Annotated in this window: 14 protein-coding genes and 1 other annotated feature; of the genes, 13 read left to right on the forward strand and 1 reads right to left on the reverse strand. The window is 29.5% G+C overall.

The features are described 5' to 3' along the window. Nucleotides 1-101: 101 nt before the first annotated feature. From C0982_RS03180 to C0982_RS03215, 8 genes are all read left to right on the forward strand, one after another. Nucleotides 102-563, forward strand: a complete 462-nt coding sequence (locus C0982_RS03180) for an RrF2 family transcriptional regulator (protein ID WP_101772770.1) — start codon at nt 102-104, stop codon at nt 561-563. Nucleotides 564-707: 144 nt separating this feature from the next. Continuing rightward, nucleotides 708-1,769 carry a tRNA 2-thiouridine(34) synthase MnmA gene (gene mnmA, locus C0982_RS03185; protein WP_101773213.1) on the forward strand — a complete coding sequence of 354 codons (1,062 nt, stop codon included), beginning with the start codon at nt 708-710 and terminating at the stop codon, nt 1,767-1,769. An 84-nt stretch (nt 1,770-1,853) separates the two neighbouring features. After that, nucleotides 1,854-2,061: a binding site (T-box leader), on the forward strand. Between the two features lie 78 nt (nt 2,062-2,139). After that, complete coding sequence (gene alaS / locus C0982_RS03190) at nt 2,140-4,776, forward strand: alanine--tRNA ligase (protein WP_101772771.1); 2,637 nt, start codon at nt 2,140-2,142, stop codon at nt 4,774-4,776. Between the two features lie 162 nt (nt 4,777-4,938). Beyond that, on the forward strand, nt 4,939-5,199 hold the full coding sequence (locus C0982_RS03195) for an IreB family regulatory phosphoprotein (RefSeq protein ID WP_101772772.1): 261 nt from the start codon (nt 4,939-4,941) through the stop codon (nt 5,197-5,199). Between the two features lie 6 nt (nt 5,200-5,205). Continuing rightward, the gene (locus C0982_RS03200) at nt 5,206-7,488 is read left to right on the forward strand and encodes a hypothetical protein (RefSeq protein ID WP_101772773.1); all 2,283 of its coding nucleotides are present in this window, start codon (nt 5,206-5,208) and stop codon (nt 7,486-7,488) included. After that, nucleotides 7,482-7,904: a Holliday junction resolvase RuvX gene (gene ruvX / locus C0982_RS03205; RefSeq protein WP_101772774.1), complete on the forward strand. Its 423-nt coding sequence runs from the start codon at nt 7,482-7,484 to the stop codon at nt 7,902-7,904. Before C0982_RS03200 ends, ruvX begins: the two co-directional genes overlap by 7 nt. Nucleotides 7,905-8,099: 195 nt before the next feature. Beyond that, on the forward strand, nt 8,100-8,549 hold the full coding sequence (locus C0982_RS03210; RefSeq protein ID WP_101772775.1) for a Fur family transcriptional regulator: 450 nt from the start codon (nt 8,100-8,102) through the stop codon (nt 8,547-8,549). A 290-nt stretch (nt 8,550-8,839) separates the two neighbouring features. Then, nucleotides 8,840-9,415 (forward strand): HDIG domain-containing metalloprotein, encoded by a 576-nt coding sequence (locus C0982_RS03215; protein ID WP_101772776.1) that lies wholly within the window; start codon nt 8,840-8,842, stop codon nt 9,413-9,415. 63 nt (nt 9,416-9,478) lie between these two features. On the opposite strand, the gene C0982_RS03220 is transcribed toward C0982_RS03215, so the two are convergent. Then, nucleotides 9,479-10,234, reverse strand: a complete 756-nt coding sequence (locus C0982_RS03220) for a metal-dependent hydrolase (protein ID WP_101772777.1) — start codon at nt 10,232-10,234, stop codon at nt 9,479-9,481. 163 nt (nt 10,235-10,397) lie between these two features. On the opposite strand from C0982_RS03220, the gene C0982_RS03225 reads away from it, so the two are divergent. The 5 genes from C0982_RS03225 to C0982_RS03245 all read left to right on the forward strand — a co-directional run bounded on the left by C0982_RS03225 (nt 10,398) and on the right by C0982_RS03245 (nt 14,802). Beyond that, the gene (locus C0982_RS03225; RefSeq protein ID WP_101772778.1) at nt 10,398-12,068 is read left to right on the forward strand and encodes a ribonuclease J; all 1,671 of its coding nucleotides are present in this window, start codon (nt 10,398-10,400) and stop codon (nt 12,066-12,068) included. A 50-nt stretch (nt 12,069-12,118) separates the two neighbouring features. Continuing rightward, nucleotides 12,119-12,727, forward strand: a complete 609-nt coding sequence (locus tag C0982_RS03230) for a site-2 protease family protein (protein ID WP_180946872.1) — start codon at nt 12,119-12,121, stop codon at nt 12,725-12,727. Between the two features lie 24 nt (nt 12,728-12,751). Continuing rightward, the gene (locus tag C0982_RS03235) at nt 12,752-13,624 is read left to right on the forward strand and encodes a segregation and condensation protein A (protein ID WP_101772780.1); all 873 of its coding nucleotides are present in this window, start codon (nt 12,752-12,754) and stop codon (nt 13,622-13,624) included. Further along, the gene (scpB, locus tag C0982_RS03240; RefSeq protein ID WP_101772781.1) at nt 13,611-14,123 is read left to right on the forward strand and encodes an SMC-Scp complex subunit ScpB; all 513 of its coding nucleotides are present in this window, start codon (nt 13,611-13,613) and stop codon (nt 14,121-14,123) included. The genes C0982_RS03235 and scpB overlap by 14 nt, the downstream gene beginning before the upstream one ends. A 238-nt stretch (nt 14,124-14,361) precedes the next feature. After that, a complete protein-coding gene (locus tag C0982_RS03245) occupies nt 14,362-14,802 on the forward strand; it encodes a MarR family winged helix-turn-helix transcriptional regulator (protein WP_101772782.1) in 441 nt (146 codons plus the stop codon). Nucleotides 14,803-14,819 lie beyond the last annotated feature (17 nt).

Raw genomic sequence — 14,819 nt, forward strand, 5'->3', positions numbered from 1 at the left:
TTTGAAATAATCTTGACTTTTTTAGTATGATATAATAATATATTTTTAGAATTAATTCATAGTTATTTACTAGGAATTAATTAGAAGAGAGGTGAGTTAATATGAAGCTTTCTACAAAGGGGAAGTACGGTTTAAAAGCAATGTTTGAACTAGCACTCTGTTCTAGTAGTAAACCTGTTTCTTTAAAACATATAGCTAAACAGCAAAATATATCAGACCAATATTTAGAGCAAATTTTTTCGGCTTTAAAAAAGGCAAACCTTGTAAAAAGTGTAAGAGGGGCTCAAGGTGGATATTTTTTATCTAAAGATGCAAGCGATATTACTGTCGCTGATATACTAAAAGTTTTGGAAGGTAACATGGTATTTACAGAATGTCTTCTTAGTGAAGATGCTTGTGAGAATTTTGATTCATGTTCAACAAGGTATGTTTGGGCTAGAATTAAACAAAGTATAGAAGAGGTTACTAACTCAATATCATTACAGGATATGGTCGATGATTATAACTCTAACTTCAACTATAAAGACAGTGATATTACAGATATAATGAAAAATATGAAATAATAAAGAAAAAAATTAAGGTAATTTTGATTTAGTGTAGAATTTGTGATTTTTAAGGGTATACATAGAGAGTCTAAAAAAGAGCTTAAAGCTCTTTTTTGGATTGAAGGTAAAATAAGTGGATAAAGGAAGGCGATAATTTTGAATATAACAAATAAAAAAAGAGTTTTACTTGGAATGAGTGGAGGAGTTGACAGCTCTGTAGCTGCATATCTACTAAAAGAACAAGGCTATGAAGTAGTTGGAGCTACTATGCAACTTTGGGATATGGGAGAAGGCGTAGAAAATACAGCTATAAAAGATGCAAAGAAAGTTTGTGAAAAGCTAGGGATATCACATACAGTACTTGATTTCCAAGAAAATTTTAAAAATAAAGTAATAAATAATTTTATAAGTGAGTACTTTGAAGGGCACACACCAAATCCATGTGTTTTTTGTAATAAACATATAAAATTTAATGAATTATATAACAAAGCTGAAGAGCTAGGTTGCGAATATGTTGCGACTGGTCACTATGCTCTTATAGAATACAATGATGAAACTGGGAAGTATGAATTAAAAAGAGCTGCAAATGACAAAAAAGATCAGACTTATGTATTATATAATATGAATCAAGATAAACTTTCAAAGACATTATTTCCTATAGGTAATTTTGACAAGAGCAGAATAAGAGAAATTGCTAAAGAAATAGGATTGGAAGTTCACAATAAACCTGATAGTCAAGATATCTGTTTTATACCAAATCATGATTATGAAGAATTCCTATTAAAAAATGCAGACAGAAAAGCTCCAAAAGGCAAATTCGTTGACAAAGATGGAAATGAAATGGGAGAACATAATGGAGTTATTAGTTACACTATAGGGCAAAGAAAAGGGCTAGGAGTTACTTTTGGTAAACCAACATATGTCATTGATATAAATGGAAAAAACAATTCTGTGACATTAGGTGGAAATGAGGATTTATTCAAAGATACATTAACTGCTAAAGATGTCAACTTTTTAATGTTTTCTATAGACGAACTAGATGAAACAAAGAAATATGTAGCAAAAATAAGATATTCATCAAACGTATCTTTTGCTACAATTAAAAAAATTGGAGAAAATAGAGTAGAAGTTAAGTTTGAAACTCCTCAGAGAGCCATAACTAAGGGTCAAAGCGTAGTGTTTTATGATGGTGATGTATTAGTAGGCGGAGGAATTATAGAATAATCAATATATTGTAGTAAAAAACTAATAAGTTATTGATTAAAAGTTTTATTTATTGTAATATAATATGTATAAATAAATAATGATTAAAATACTTTGAAGGGAAGTAGTATGAAATGTTGGTACTATAGAGAGAGATTGATGGTGGAAATATCTCGTATACAGTTTTTGAAGCAGTCCTGGAGTAGTTCGGTGGAAAATAAAAGTATATCGAAACGTGAAGCTGCGTTAAGCGAATGAGATGTCGTAATTTACGATAATCAGGGTGGTACCGCGCATATAACTCGCCCCTGTAATTATTTACAGGAGCGAGTTTTTTATTTAATTATTTTTTAGATATGAATTATATATGATGATTGAGGAGGAAAAGGTAATGAAAAAAATGGGAATTAACGAAATAAGAAGTAAGTTTACAGAATTTTTTAGAGAAAAAGATCACTATATTGCAAAATCGCATTCTTTAATACCAAGTGATGATAAATCTCTTCTATTAATAAACTCAGGTATGGCGCCGCTTAAAAAATATTTTTCTGGTCTAGAAACACCACCAAAGGCTAGAATGTCAACGGTTCAAAAATGTATTAGAACGGGAGATATAGAAAATGTTGGTGTGACTGCAAGACACGCTACATTTTTTGAAATGATGGGGAACTTTTCATTCGCTGACTATTTTAAAGAAGAAGCAATTCAATATGCTTGGGAATTTATCACTAAATATTTAAATATGCCGGAAGAAAAATTATGGGTGACTGTATATGAAAGTGATGATGAAGCATATGATATTTGGAAAAATATAGTAGGATTTCCGGAAGAGAGAATAGTTAGATTAGGAAAAGAAGATAACTTCTGGGAAATAGGACTAGGGCCTTGTGGACCATGTTCAGAAATATACTTTGATAAAGGTGAATCTTATGGATGTGGATGTGAAGATTGTAAACCTGGTTGCGACTGTGATAGATATCTTGAGTTTTGGAATCTTGTTTTTACTCAATTTAATAAAGAAGAAGATGGATCATATTCTGAATTGAAAAATAAAAATATTGATACAGGAATGGGTCTTGAAAGAATGGGTTGTATAATGCAAGAAGTAGATACTATCTTTGAAGTGGATACAATAGATAGAATTATACAAAAGACAAGTGAATATGCAAATAAAAAATATGGAGAAGATCCTGTAAGTGACAAATCAATTAGAATTGTTACAGATCACATTAGATCAGTTGCTTTTATGATAGGAGACGGAATACTTCCATCAAATGAAGGTAGAGGATATGTTCTTAGGAGGCTATTAAGAAGAGCTGCAAGACATGGAAAATTGCTTGGCATAGAAAATGCTTTTTTGAATAAATTGGTAGATGTTGTCATTGAAACATCTGGAGAAGCTTATCCAGAGTTAGTTGAAAAAGAAGCATATATAAAGAAAGTAATATCAATAGAAGAAGAAAAATTTGCAGAAACTCTACAACAAGGTTTAGATATTTTGAAAAAACATACTGAAGAAATGCAGGAAAGAGGAGAAAAAATAGTATCAGGAGAACATGCTTTCAAACTTTATGATACATATGGATTTCCAATAGATTTAACTGAAGAAATATTGATGGAAGAAGGATTGAAAGTAGATCTTGAAGGATTTGACAAGGAGATGGAAGCTCAAAAGAACAGAGCAAGAGCTGCTAGAGGAAATCAAGAAGGAGAAGCTTGGAAAGAAGATCCACTTTCAGAATTAGATGATGTAGAATCTAAATTTGATGGATATTCAAACCTGGAAATCAACTCACCAATAAAGGTGATTGTAATTGATTCAGAATTAAGCGATAATATTGAATCCAATCAAAAGGGAGAAATAATTTTAGAGGAAACTACTTTCTACGCTAATGGTGGTGGACAAGTAGGTGACAAGGGGCAAATAACTTCTGAAAATGGAATATTTGAAGTAGAAGATACTGTAAAGGGAACTAATGGAAGCATAAAGCACATTGGATTTATGAAAGAAGGTAAATTTAATACAGGAGATATAGTACAAACTCATGTTAATAAATCTCTTAGAATGGATGCAGCTAGAAACCACTCTGCTACACATATTCTACATAAGGTTTTAAAAGACGTGTTAGGTGAGCACGTAAATCAGGCAGGATCATTAGTTGACCCATATAGACTTAGATTTGATATAACACATTTTGAACAAATTACAAAAGATGAGTTAAAGACTATAGAAAATTTAGTAAATGAAAAAATATTTGAATCACTAACAATAAATGCAGAAACAATGAATATAAAAGAAGCAAAAGAAAAGGGAGCTGTAGCTTTATTTGGTGAAAAATATAGAGAAGTAGTAAGAGTAGTTCAGATGGGAGATTTTTCAACAGAACTTTGTGGAGGTACTCACTTAGAAAATACTTCACAGATTGGATTGTTTAAAATAATTTCAGAAAGTGGTATTGCTGCAGGAGTAAGAAGAATTGAAGCGATAACTGGAAGAGCTGTGTACAATCATCTTTTAGCTAAAGAACAAATAATTAGCGACTTAACTGATACTCTAAAAACTAAAGAAGATAACCTATTTGCAAGGGCAAATCAGATTGTTGAAGAAAATAAGAAAATGGAAAAAGAACTTCATTCTATTCAATCTAAAATGAATATGCAAATGGCAGATGATATTATAGAACAAAAAGTGGATGTAAATGGCGTGAATCTAATTACAAATAAATATGAAGGAATGGATATGGATTCACTTAGAGAAGTTGCAGATAATTTAAGAGATAAGGTGGAAAATAGTGTAGTTGTAGTTGCAAACATATCAGATGATAAAATTAATTTTGTTGCAACAGTTTCTTCAGAAGCTATCAAAAAGGGAGCTCATGCAGGAAATCTAGTTAGAGAAATAGCAAAAATAGCTGGAGGAAAAGGTGGAGGTAGACCTAACATGGCACAAGCTGGAGCAAGTGATATTAATATGGTCGATAAAGCATTGTCCACAGCAAAAGAAATTTTAGAAACACAAGTAAAATAATTTAAAATAAAATATTTTTTTATGAGACCTTCAAGTGTGTATAATTGCCAATTGAAGGTCTCTAATATGTCAGAAAACTTGATAAAATTTCTTTTTTAATGTAAAATCTTACTTAAGTGATACACAATTACTTCGCAAATATAAAATTAGGAGGTATTGCAAATGGTTAAGAAAGATGATTACACGGTTAAATTTGAAGGTTTAAGCGATGATAAAATGGATGTAGCGAAAACTATTAGATATGTATATGATTCATTATTGGAAAAGGGATATAATCCTGTAAACCAAATAATTGGTTATTTATTATCTGGTGATTCAAGCTATATAACAAGTTATAACAATGCTAGAACCATGATGAAGCAATTTGAAAGAGATGAAATTCTCGAAGAAGTAATTACAAAATATTTAAATATTGAGGAGTAACAAATAATGTTAAAAAAAGGTATGTCTTTAGTGGTTGCACTATTTCTGATATTTACTGCAGTAATGCCCGCTTTTGGAGCTGAGAGCAGTAAACAAGAGTTTGAATATGCAACTCAAAGAGACTCTACTAAAGGCAGTAAGGACTTGAGTGCTGATAATAATACATCAAAAAATAAAGGTAAAGTCATTTTAATTGATTTGAATAGAACAAGTTTATCAAACTTTAACAATATAAAATTTCTTAGAGAAAAAATGAAAAATGATGGTCATGTAGCACTTATGAATATAAGAGGTGATAAAGGATACGATGATAGACGAAACTTTGCAAGCATGGGTGCTACAGGTAGAGTCAATATTCAAAGTGAGATAGAACTGAATATTACTGAGTCGGATAAAAAATTAGCATCTCTATATAGATCAGCTACTGGAAAGAATCCTGGTAAAATTAACCTAAATAATATAAATGAAGTAGACCTTTATAACAAAACAAAAGGTGAATTTAAATCTAATGTTGGATATTTAGGTGAAACATTAAATTTAAATGGTAAAAAAATAGCAGTTTTAGGAAATAGTGACTACTATAATTCAGAAGGAAAGTTCATCAAAAATAGAGATTTTTCACTAGCAGTGATGGATGGAAGTGGAAGATTATATAACGGAAACGTTGATGATATTAATAAAGAAAACTTATCGTTTCCATATGGAATATCTACAGACTATGAAAAATTAATATCTGAGACAAATGAATTTTATAAAACATCAGATCTTATTTTTGTAGAACTAGGCGATACATTTAGGTTGGATGAATATAAGTTGGAGTTAAACGAAAGTACTTACAAAACAATGAAATATTCAATATACAATAAGGTAAGCAACTATATTGAAAAAGTCTTTGAAATGGCGGGAGAAAATGATACTATTTACGTTATGAGTAGTTTTCCTAGTAACTTAGATTATAGCAACAACAGAAGACTTGGAACTGTAGTAAGATTCGATATGTCTAAAAAAGGGAAAGGTCTTCTTACATCATCTACAACTAGAAGAGAAGGTGTAATGGCCAATATAGATATAGGAGTGGATGTATTAAATAGATTTGGACTTAAAAATGATGAAATGGTAGGAAGAAAGCTTACGGAAGTTGATAAGGCTTCAAGTTTAAGTTTCATAGAAAAAGAATATAAAAAAATAGTGGCAATATCTTCTATTAGGATGACTGTAATTAATATATATGTAGCTTTTGTTTCGTTGTCAGTGATATTTGGAGCACTAGCGCTATGGAAACGAGAAAAAATTCCAGCAAAGTATAGAAAAAAATCTTTAGATGTTTTAAAAGAGCTTATGAAATTTGGATTAATAATGCCATTAGCATTTCTAACTGCACCTATTTTAGGAGCAAGTTCTGAAGTTCAACTAGCTTTATCCATTGTTGTTATTTCTATAGCGTATTATTTAATAGGAACAAGAATATTTAAAGGTGATGATATTAAGCAGATAGGATTTTTCTCTATTGCAATGATACTGTTAATTGTAATTGATTCTGTGATATCTACACCATTAATGAAAGCAAATATTATGAGTTACGACCCTATGATGGGAGCAAGATACTATGGAATAGGAAATGAGTATGAAGGAGTAACAGTAGGAAGTGCTATATTAGGAATGGCTGTATTACTAGAGTATAAAAAAATACCAAAATGGCTTGCAACTCTTTTCTTAACAGTAATACTTTTTACATCAGCATACCCTGGTATGGGGGCAAATGTAGGTGGGGCAATATCTGAGTGTATAGCATACTTTGTATTTGTACTTATGATTTATAACGTGAAGTTGGATATTAAAAAGATTATTTTAGTTCTATTTTCAACAGCTGTTTTGGTCGCTGGGTTTGCAATGGCAGATATTTTACTTGGAATTGGATCGCATTTAGGAAACTTTGTTAAACAGATTCAACTAAATGGACCAATGGAGATAATATATGTATTTGCTAGAAAAATTGATATGAATATACAATTAGCTCAAACGACTGTATGGGTCAACATATTATTGGTAGGAATACTTATGATATCAATTGTAATAATTAGACCAACTCGTGAATTTTTGCAACTAAAGAAAGATCATAAAATTATATATAGTGGTTTTATTGCAGCAATTATAGGTTGTCTAGTTACTTTGGCAGTCAATGATTCAGGTATAATAGCCGCTGCGACAGACTCAATTTATATTTTAATACCAATAACTATTATGATGATAAATAAAAAAAATAAAATAGACGGGAAAAACATATGCTAAAAGGAAGAATTATGGGTCTGGATATTGGAGATAATACAATAGGAGTAGCTGTTAGTGATCTTATGGGACTAACAGCTCAAGGTATTACAACAATAAAAAGACAGAGTAAAAAAAAGGATATAGAAGCGCTAAAAGAATTAATTAAAGAGCACAAAGTTGATGCTATTGTTTCTGGATTACCTAAAAATATGAATGGAACTCTAGGTCCTCAATCGGAAAAGGTAGTGAAATTTTGTGAGTTGATAGAAAGTGAAATTGGCATCAAGGTTGAATATTGGGATGAAAGGTTATCTACAGTATCGGCGGAAAAAATATTAATCAGCGGAGATGTAAGAAGAAAAAATAGAAAAAAAGTGATAGATAAATTAGCAGCTGTTTTAATTTTACAAAATTATCTTGATTTTAAGAAAATATAAGTTTTGTAAAGCTCTTTGTTTGGGTATATAAGACTCTGTAGTCATATATAATTGAAATTAAGTATGCTGAAATATATTAATGAACAAAAATTCAGACAATTCTTAATTTTAATCGATAAAAGATATTGACATAATCATATAAATAATCTATTATTAATATATATAGATTTTCAATTGAAAAGAGGAGTGGATATTATGGAAAAAACAATGGAGGCTCTTAAGGAAAAGTTAAAATCAACAGGATTTAAGATAACACCTCAAAGAAGAGCGATAATAGAAGTATTACTTGAAAATGAAAATTCTCATATGAGTAGTGAAGAAATATACGATAAAGTGCGTGTTAGTTGCCCTGAAATTGGACTTGCTACTGTTTACAGAACTATGCAGTTATTAGATGAGATAAATGGAATTTCTAAGTTGAATTTAGATGATGGCTGTATAAGATATGAGATAAATGTAGAAGGAGATGATTCGCACCATCATCATCACTTGATATGTAAAGAATGTGGAAACATAATTGAGGTAAGGGAAGACCTGTTAGATGCAATCGAAGAGAGAGTAGAAAATACTTATAATTTTAGAATTAAAAATCATGATTTGAAATTTTATGGTACATGTGTAGATTGTTTAGAAAAGGAAAAATAAACAACAATACGTGCAAAAAGCTAGATTTGTAATAGTAATATGTTAGTTTTTAATAAAATTCAAATAATAAAAGATACGCTAATTTTAGCGTATCTTTTATTATTTTTTCAATTATAATCAAGATACTATCCCTTATATAAGTAAATAGAAATAAATATTAATAAAAAGAATATTTGTAAAATTTAAAAAATATTGACTAATTAACAAAATAATAGTACATTGTAAATAATAATTTTTTTACTCATACAATTTTACAATGATTAATAAACAGATTTACGAGGGAGGATAACATGAAAAATAAAATTACAAGAGAAGATGCATGGAATTTACTGACTGAATATACAAAAACAGATGCTTTAAGAAAGCATGCACTTGCAGTTGAAGCAGTTATGGAACATTTTGCTAAAATGTTTGGTGAAGATGAAGAAGTTTGGGGAGTTGTAGGCTTACTTCATGATTTAGATTATGAAAAATTTCCAGATGAGCATTGTCATAAATCAGAAGAAATTATGAGAGAACAAGGAATAGATGAATTATACATTAGAGCAATGAAGAGTCATGGATATGGTATATGTACTGATGTAGAACCTGAGAGCAAAATGGAAAAAGTATTGTATACTATTGATGAATTGACTGGACTAATAAATGCTGCATGTCTTATGCGACCATCAAAAAGTGTTTTGGATTTAGAGGTAAAATCTATTAAGAAAAAATTTAAGGATAAATCTTTTGCAGCGGGTGTAAGTAGAGAAACTATTAAAAATGGAATAGTAATGCTTGATATGGATCTAGATGATGTTATTTTTGAAACTATCGAAGGTATGAAAGCAAAGGCCGAGGATATAGGCTTGAAAGGTAATTTGTAAGAATAATATTATACTAGGTAATAAAATATTATAAAAAAATACGGTGCTTTTTGCACCGCATTTTTAATATAATTTAATTTTTACACCCAAAAATGATATAGTACATATAAGTAAAAAAGCGACTACCAATATTGTAGAATACTCTATAGCATTACAGAAAAACGACCCGACTTTAAACTGTGATACACGATAATTTTTTTTTGAAAATGGATAAAATAGAGGGATGCCTCTTTTTGTCACCATGTCGCATAAAAGGTGTGTAGCGTATGATGCAGTAGTAATGAAAGCAACGGAACTAATATTTGAAGTGTTTTCTACTATTGTAAATACGGTATATATGATTGCAAGCATCAGCAATGAATGAGTGAGACTTCTGTGTTTCATTAGAGGGAAAAAGGCTAAAATTAAAACCATTATCGTTAGTCCAGTATTTATTTCATATAAGCTAAGTATTGATGCAAATACAAAAAATATAAATGAAATTAATATCGATCTAATTAGATTAGATGTCAGTTTTTTTTCTATAATGAAAATTAAAGCAATAGCTAAAAAAACTCCAAGAAAAATATTTTTATATGAGCTGATATACAGATAAAATGACAGTATAAGCAGCGAGTAAATTATAATTTTGTGAATTTTATTAGTAAACTTTTTACTTATTAACTTGTTAAGCGAATTGGAATTTGCTTCATCTATATCGGCAGCAACTGAGAAAAAAGCAGCAGAAATAATTCCAAGTGGGGTTATTGTAAAACCTGCTAGCACTGACAGTTCAACGGCTGATAGTGTGCCTATAATTAAATGAGATTTTCCTCTCATGATTCCTCCTACTTTAAATTTATTGATAGACTAATCATACAAATAATATTGCCTCATGTCAATTAAAGGAAAAAAATATATTTATTTTTAGTATTTTGTGGTATTATAATAATAATGATGATTTGTGTTCGTGATTAGCAAATAAAAAAAAGGAGTAAATAATTTGGCAAAAAATAATAAAGAAAAAATAAAGGTTATACCACTAGGCGGTCTTAATGAAATCGGAAAAAATATGACTGTAATAGAGTATAAGGACGAAATTATAGTAATAGATGCAGGTCTGTCATTTCCAGAGGACGAATTACTTGGAATTGATATAGTTATACCTGACATGACATACTTAGTAAAGAATGCGGATAAGATAAAGGGGGTATTTATCACTCATGGTCATGAGGATCATATAGGAGCGATGCCTTACTTATTAAAAAAATTAAATGTACCGGTTTATGGTTCTGCTCTTAGCATAGAGCTAATAAGAGTGAAATTGAAAGAGCATAGAATAAATAATGCAAAACTTAACATAGTTGGACCTAGAGAGCAAGTTAAATTAAATAATATGAGTGTTGAATTCATCAAAGTGAATCACAGTATTCCAGATGCTTATTCAATAGCAGTGCACACTAATCAAGGTGTAATATACCACACAGGAGATTTTAAGATTGACTTAACTCCAATAGATGGTCAACTAATGGATATTCATAGAATATGTGAAATAAGCGATGAAGAAGGTATATTGTTAATGTTAGCAGATAGTACAAATGCTGATAAACCTGGAAGCTCTAAATCAGAGAGAATAGTGGGTGAAGGTTTGGACGATTTGTTCAAAAAGGCACATAATAGCAGAATTATCGTTGCAACTTTTGCATCTAATATACATAGATTACAACAAATATGTGATGTGGCAAGAGAATATGGAAGAAAAGTAGCTGTATCAGGCAGATCTATGGTAAACATAATAGGTGTAGCAAAAGAGTTAGGTTATATAAGCAGTGATGAAAATATCATTGATTTAAATGATATACACAAATACAAGGATAATGAGATAGTTATAATTACTACTGGATCACAAGGAGAGCCAATGTCAGCGTTGGCGAGAATGGCTAATTCAGAACACAAAAAGGTAGAAATCAAAAAAGGTGACTTAGTAATAATTTCAGCTCATCCAATACCAGGTAATGAAAAAACAGTATCTAAAGTAATCAATTTCCTTCTTGAAAAGGGTGCAGATGTGGTATCTAATGATAGTGCAGGAATACACGTTTCTGGTCATGCAAGCAGAGATGAATTAAAGTTGATGCAAGCTTTTGCTAAACCAAAATTCTTTATGCCTGTACATGGTGAATATAAAATGCTAAAAAGACATTCAGAGCTAGCTCAAGAGCTAGGAACAAATCAAGATGATATATTTATAGTATCTAACGGAGATGTTTTGGAGGTAGATAGAAAATCAGCAAGAAAATGTGGAAGAGTACCTTCAGGAAGAATTTTAGTAGATGGTCTTGGAGTTGGAGACGTAGGAAATATAGTTCTTAGAGACAGAAAGCATCTATCTGAAGATGGTCTAATTACAATAGTAATGACACTGTCAAAAGAAGATGGTAGTATATTAGCAGGTCCAGATGTTATATCTAGAGGATTTGTTTATGTAAGAGAATCTGAGACACTTATGGATGGCGTAAAAGAAATAGTCTTAAATGTTTTTAAGAACTGTGAAGATAAAAAAATAAAAGAATGGGCGTATATCAAAAATACAATTAAAGATGAATTGAAGGAATATCTTTATGTTAAAACTAAAAGAAATCCTATGATATTGCCAATATTGATGGAAGTATAAAAAGGTGGGGGAGATTTCTCCCCGCCTTATTTAATTTAAAGGAGGAAAAAATATTGAATTTAAATTTTTTAAATAGCATATCGGAGTTTCTGACAGCTCTTCTAGCAATCTTATTCGCAATATCAATACATGAATTTGGACATGCATATGTAGCACATTTAAATGGAGATGATACTGCAAAAAATAGTGGGAGAATGACAATTAACCCATTTCATCATATAGATCCTTTTGGAATGTTGATGATGTTTTTAGTGAGATTTGGATGGGCAAAACCAGTTCCGGTAAACCCAAATAATTATAAAAATCAAAAACTAGGAAATATAACTGTTTCTCTAGCTGGAATATTTTTTAACTTGGTATCTGCAATAATTTTTGCAATGATATATTCAAGAGTAGATATGTATTCACTGAAGTCGGTTGCATATTCTTTAGTAGTATATAATATAGCTTTTGCAAGTTTTAATATACTTCCATTCCCTCCACTTGATGGATGGAGTTTTATTTCAACTTTTTTGCCTAGAAATATAGTTTATAAAGTGTATGAGTATTCAAGATATACATTTATTCTTTTTATATTATTGATTGTTACAAGAGCATATGTGTATATTTTAACTCCGATATATGCTTTCTTTAGTCAGATAGTTGGATTTTTTATGTAGCTTATATATAGAGGAGATTTATAAATGCAATACAGTATTCAAACAAAAAAATATGAAGGCCCAATGGACTTGTTGTTTGACTTGGTAAATAAAAATAAAATCGATATAAGCGATATATCTATAATAGATATTACAGATCAATATACGGCATATATAGAAAATATGGATAAGATTGATTTAGAATTAGCAAGTGACTTTATTTCTATGGCCGCCAAGTTAACGGAAATTAAATCTAGGTATATATTATATCTGAAGCAAGATGATAAAAAGCAAGAAGATCCTAGAAGTGAATTAGTTCAAAAAATAGAGGAATATAAAATATTTAGAAATATTACAGAAGAGTTGAAAAATAATATTTCAGAATATGACAATAAATTTTATCGAAATACTCAAGAATCGATAAATCAAGATGCAGACCTTTCTGATATAACAGTTGATGAAATAGAAAAAATTATTAAAAAATTATTTTCAGATAAAAAAATAGATATTAAAGAAGCTGAAAATCTATTAAATAAAAATGAAAAGCTCGGAAAAATAGTAAGAAATAAGCCTATTACAGTGGAATCTAAGATTGAAATGATAAGAACCTTAATTTTAGAAAACGAAAAAATAAATTTCAAGAATATAATGAATAATGGCGAGAAAAAAGATATTGTTGCATCTTTTTTAGCCATACTAGAAATGATAAAATTAAAAGAAATATATATAAAACAAGAATCTTTTTATGATGATATAACTATAGAAAAAAATAAAAATATAAAAAAACAATCAAGCGAATTGATAGATATAGACAGTGAAAGTGATGATAAGCTTGAGAAAAAGGCTTTGAGAAAAATAGAAAATAAAAAGAAAAAGCTTGTAAATAATGAAAGTGGTGTTGAAAATGAGAAGAAGTGATATTAAAAATATTATTGAATCTATAATGTTTTCTTATGGGGAACCGATAACAATAAAAGAATTAAATCTTGCAATTAACGAAGAATTGGCACCAAAAGAAATAGAGATAATGCTAGAGGCTTTAATAAAAGAATACAAAGAAAATGATAGAGGTATTCAAATAATAAAATTAGATGATAAATTTCAGATGTGTTCAAATGAAAAATATGCTGATTATATAAAAAAAATAATAGAACCTTCAAAAAAAAGAGTTATTAGCCAAGCAACACTAGAAACTTTGGTAATAATTGCATATAAACAGCCGATAACAAAAAATGATATAGAAGATTTAAGAGGTGTTAAATGTGATAAAGTTTTAAAGACTTTATTGGATAATGGTTTGATTTATGAAGCAGGTAGGCTTAATAAAACAGGTAAACCTATAATATATAAGACTACGGATGAATTTTTAAAAATCTTAGAAATAGAATCCTTGAAAGATCTTCCAAACATAGTCTAGAAGAGAGATTAGAGTAAATTCCTTTAAATAAATAGGTGGAGAAATGAACTATACAGGTAGTATAATTTATTAAGTTTTTTTAAAAAAAGAGTGTTTTTAACAAAAAAACTTTTTTTTATTTTGAAACTATGTTATATTATATAAGTAAAACTTAAATTTGAATTATAAATCATTGATATTAAAAGCATTGAATATTAATGATATTGTGGTTGAAATACTTATTTTTGGAGGGAAAAAAATGGAAGAAAAAGAATTAGCACTACTTCTGCTAGAAAATTTCAACATATATGACAATCTAATTAAAAGATTTGCCAGCGGTGGAATGAAAAAAGTACAGAAGTTAACACCAAAACAGTTTTTCACGTTACAACAGATAAAAAAGTATGATAGGATTGAATTGAAAAATTTAAGCAAAGAACTATATGTTTCTACATCAAGTCTATGCATATTATTAAATAAAATGGTTGAATTAGAATACGTGTTTAGAGAAGAAGGATCTCTAGATAGAAGAAATACCTTCTATGGAATTACTGATGAGGGCAGAGCAGTCTTGGTCGAAGAAGAGGAAAGAATAACGGCTATAATTGTAGAGAATATGTCTGGATTTGATGAGAAGTTCAAGAAAAACTTAGAAAAAAGTTTGAACATATTAAACAAGACTATAGAAAAATTGAATTAAAAAATAAAAGACCTCTA

Source organism: Peptostreptococcus faecalis, from assembly GCF_900240845.1.
Classification (GTDB): domain Bacteria; phylum Bacillota; class Clostridia; order Peptostreptococcales; family Peptostreptococcaceae; genus Peptostreptococcus; species Peptostreptococcus faecalis.

Coding starts and splice junctions, on each gene's coding strand:
- C0982_RS03195 (WP_101772772.1), top strand. CDS start 4,939: ATGGTTAAGAAAGATGATTACACGGTTAAATTTGAAGGTTTAAGCGAT.
- C0982_RS03180 (WP_101772770.1), top strand. CDS start 102: ATGAAGCTTTCTACAAAGGGGAAGTACGGTTTAAAAGCAATGTTTGAA.
- C0982_RS03235 (WP_101772780.1), top strand. CDS start 12,752: ATGCAATACAGTATTCAAACAAAAAAATATGAAGGCCCAATGGACTTG.
- ruvX (WP_101772774.1), top strand. CDS start 7,482: ATGCTAAAAGGAAGAATTATGGGTCTGGATATTGGAGATAATACAATA.
- C0982_RS03245 (WP_101772782.1), top strand. CDS start 14,362: ATGGAAGAAAAAGAATTAGCACTACTTCTGCTAGAAAATTTCAACATA.
- C0982_RS03220 (WP_101772777.1), bottom strand. CDS start 10,234: ATGAGAGGAAAATCTCATTTAATTATAGGCACACTATCAGCCGTTGAA.
- C0982_RS03210 (WP_101772775.1), top strand. CDS start 8,100: ATGGAAAAAACAATGGAGGCTCTTAAGGAAAAGTTAAAATCAACAGGA.
- C0982_RS03215 (WP_101772776.1), top strand. CDS start 8,840: ATGAAAAATAAAATTACAAGAGAAGATGCATGGAATTTACTGACTGAA.
- alaS (WP_101772771.1), top strand. CDS start 2,140: ATGAAAAAAATGGGAATTAACGAAATAAGAAGTAAGTTTACAGAATTT.
- C0982_RS03200 (WP_101772773.1), top strand. CDS start 5,206: ATGTTAAAAAAAGGTATGTCTTTAGTGGTTGCACTATTTCTGATATTT.
- scpB (WP_101772781.1), top strand. CDS start 13,611: ATGAGAAGAAGTGATATTAAAAATATTATTGAATCTATAATGTTTTCT.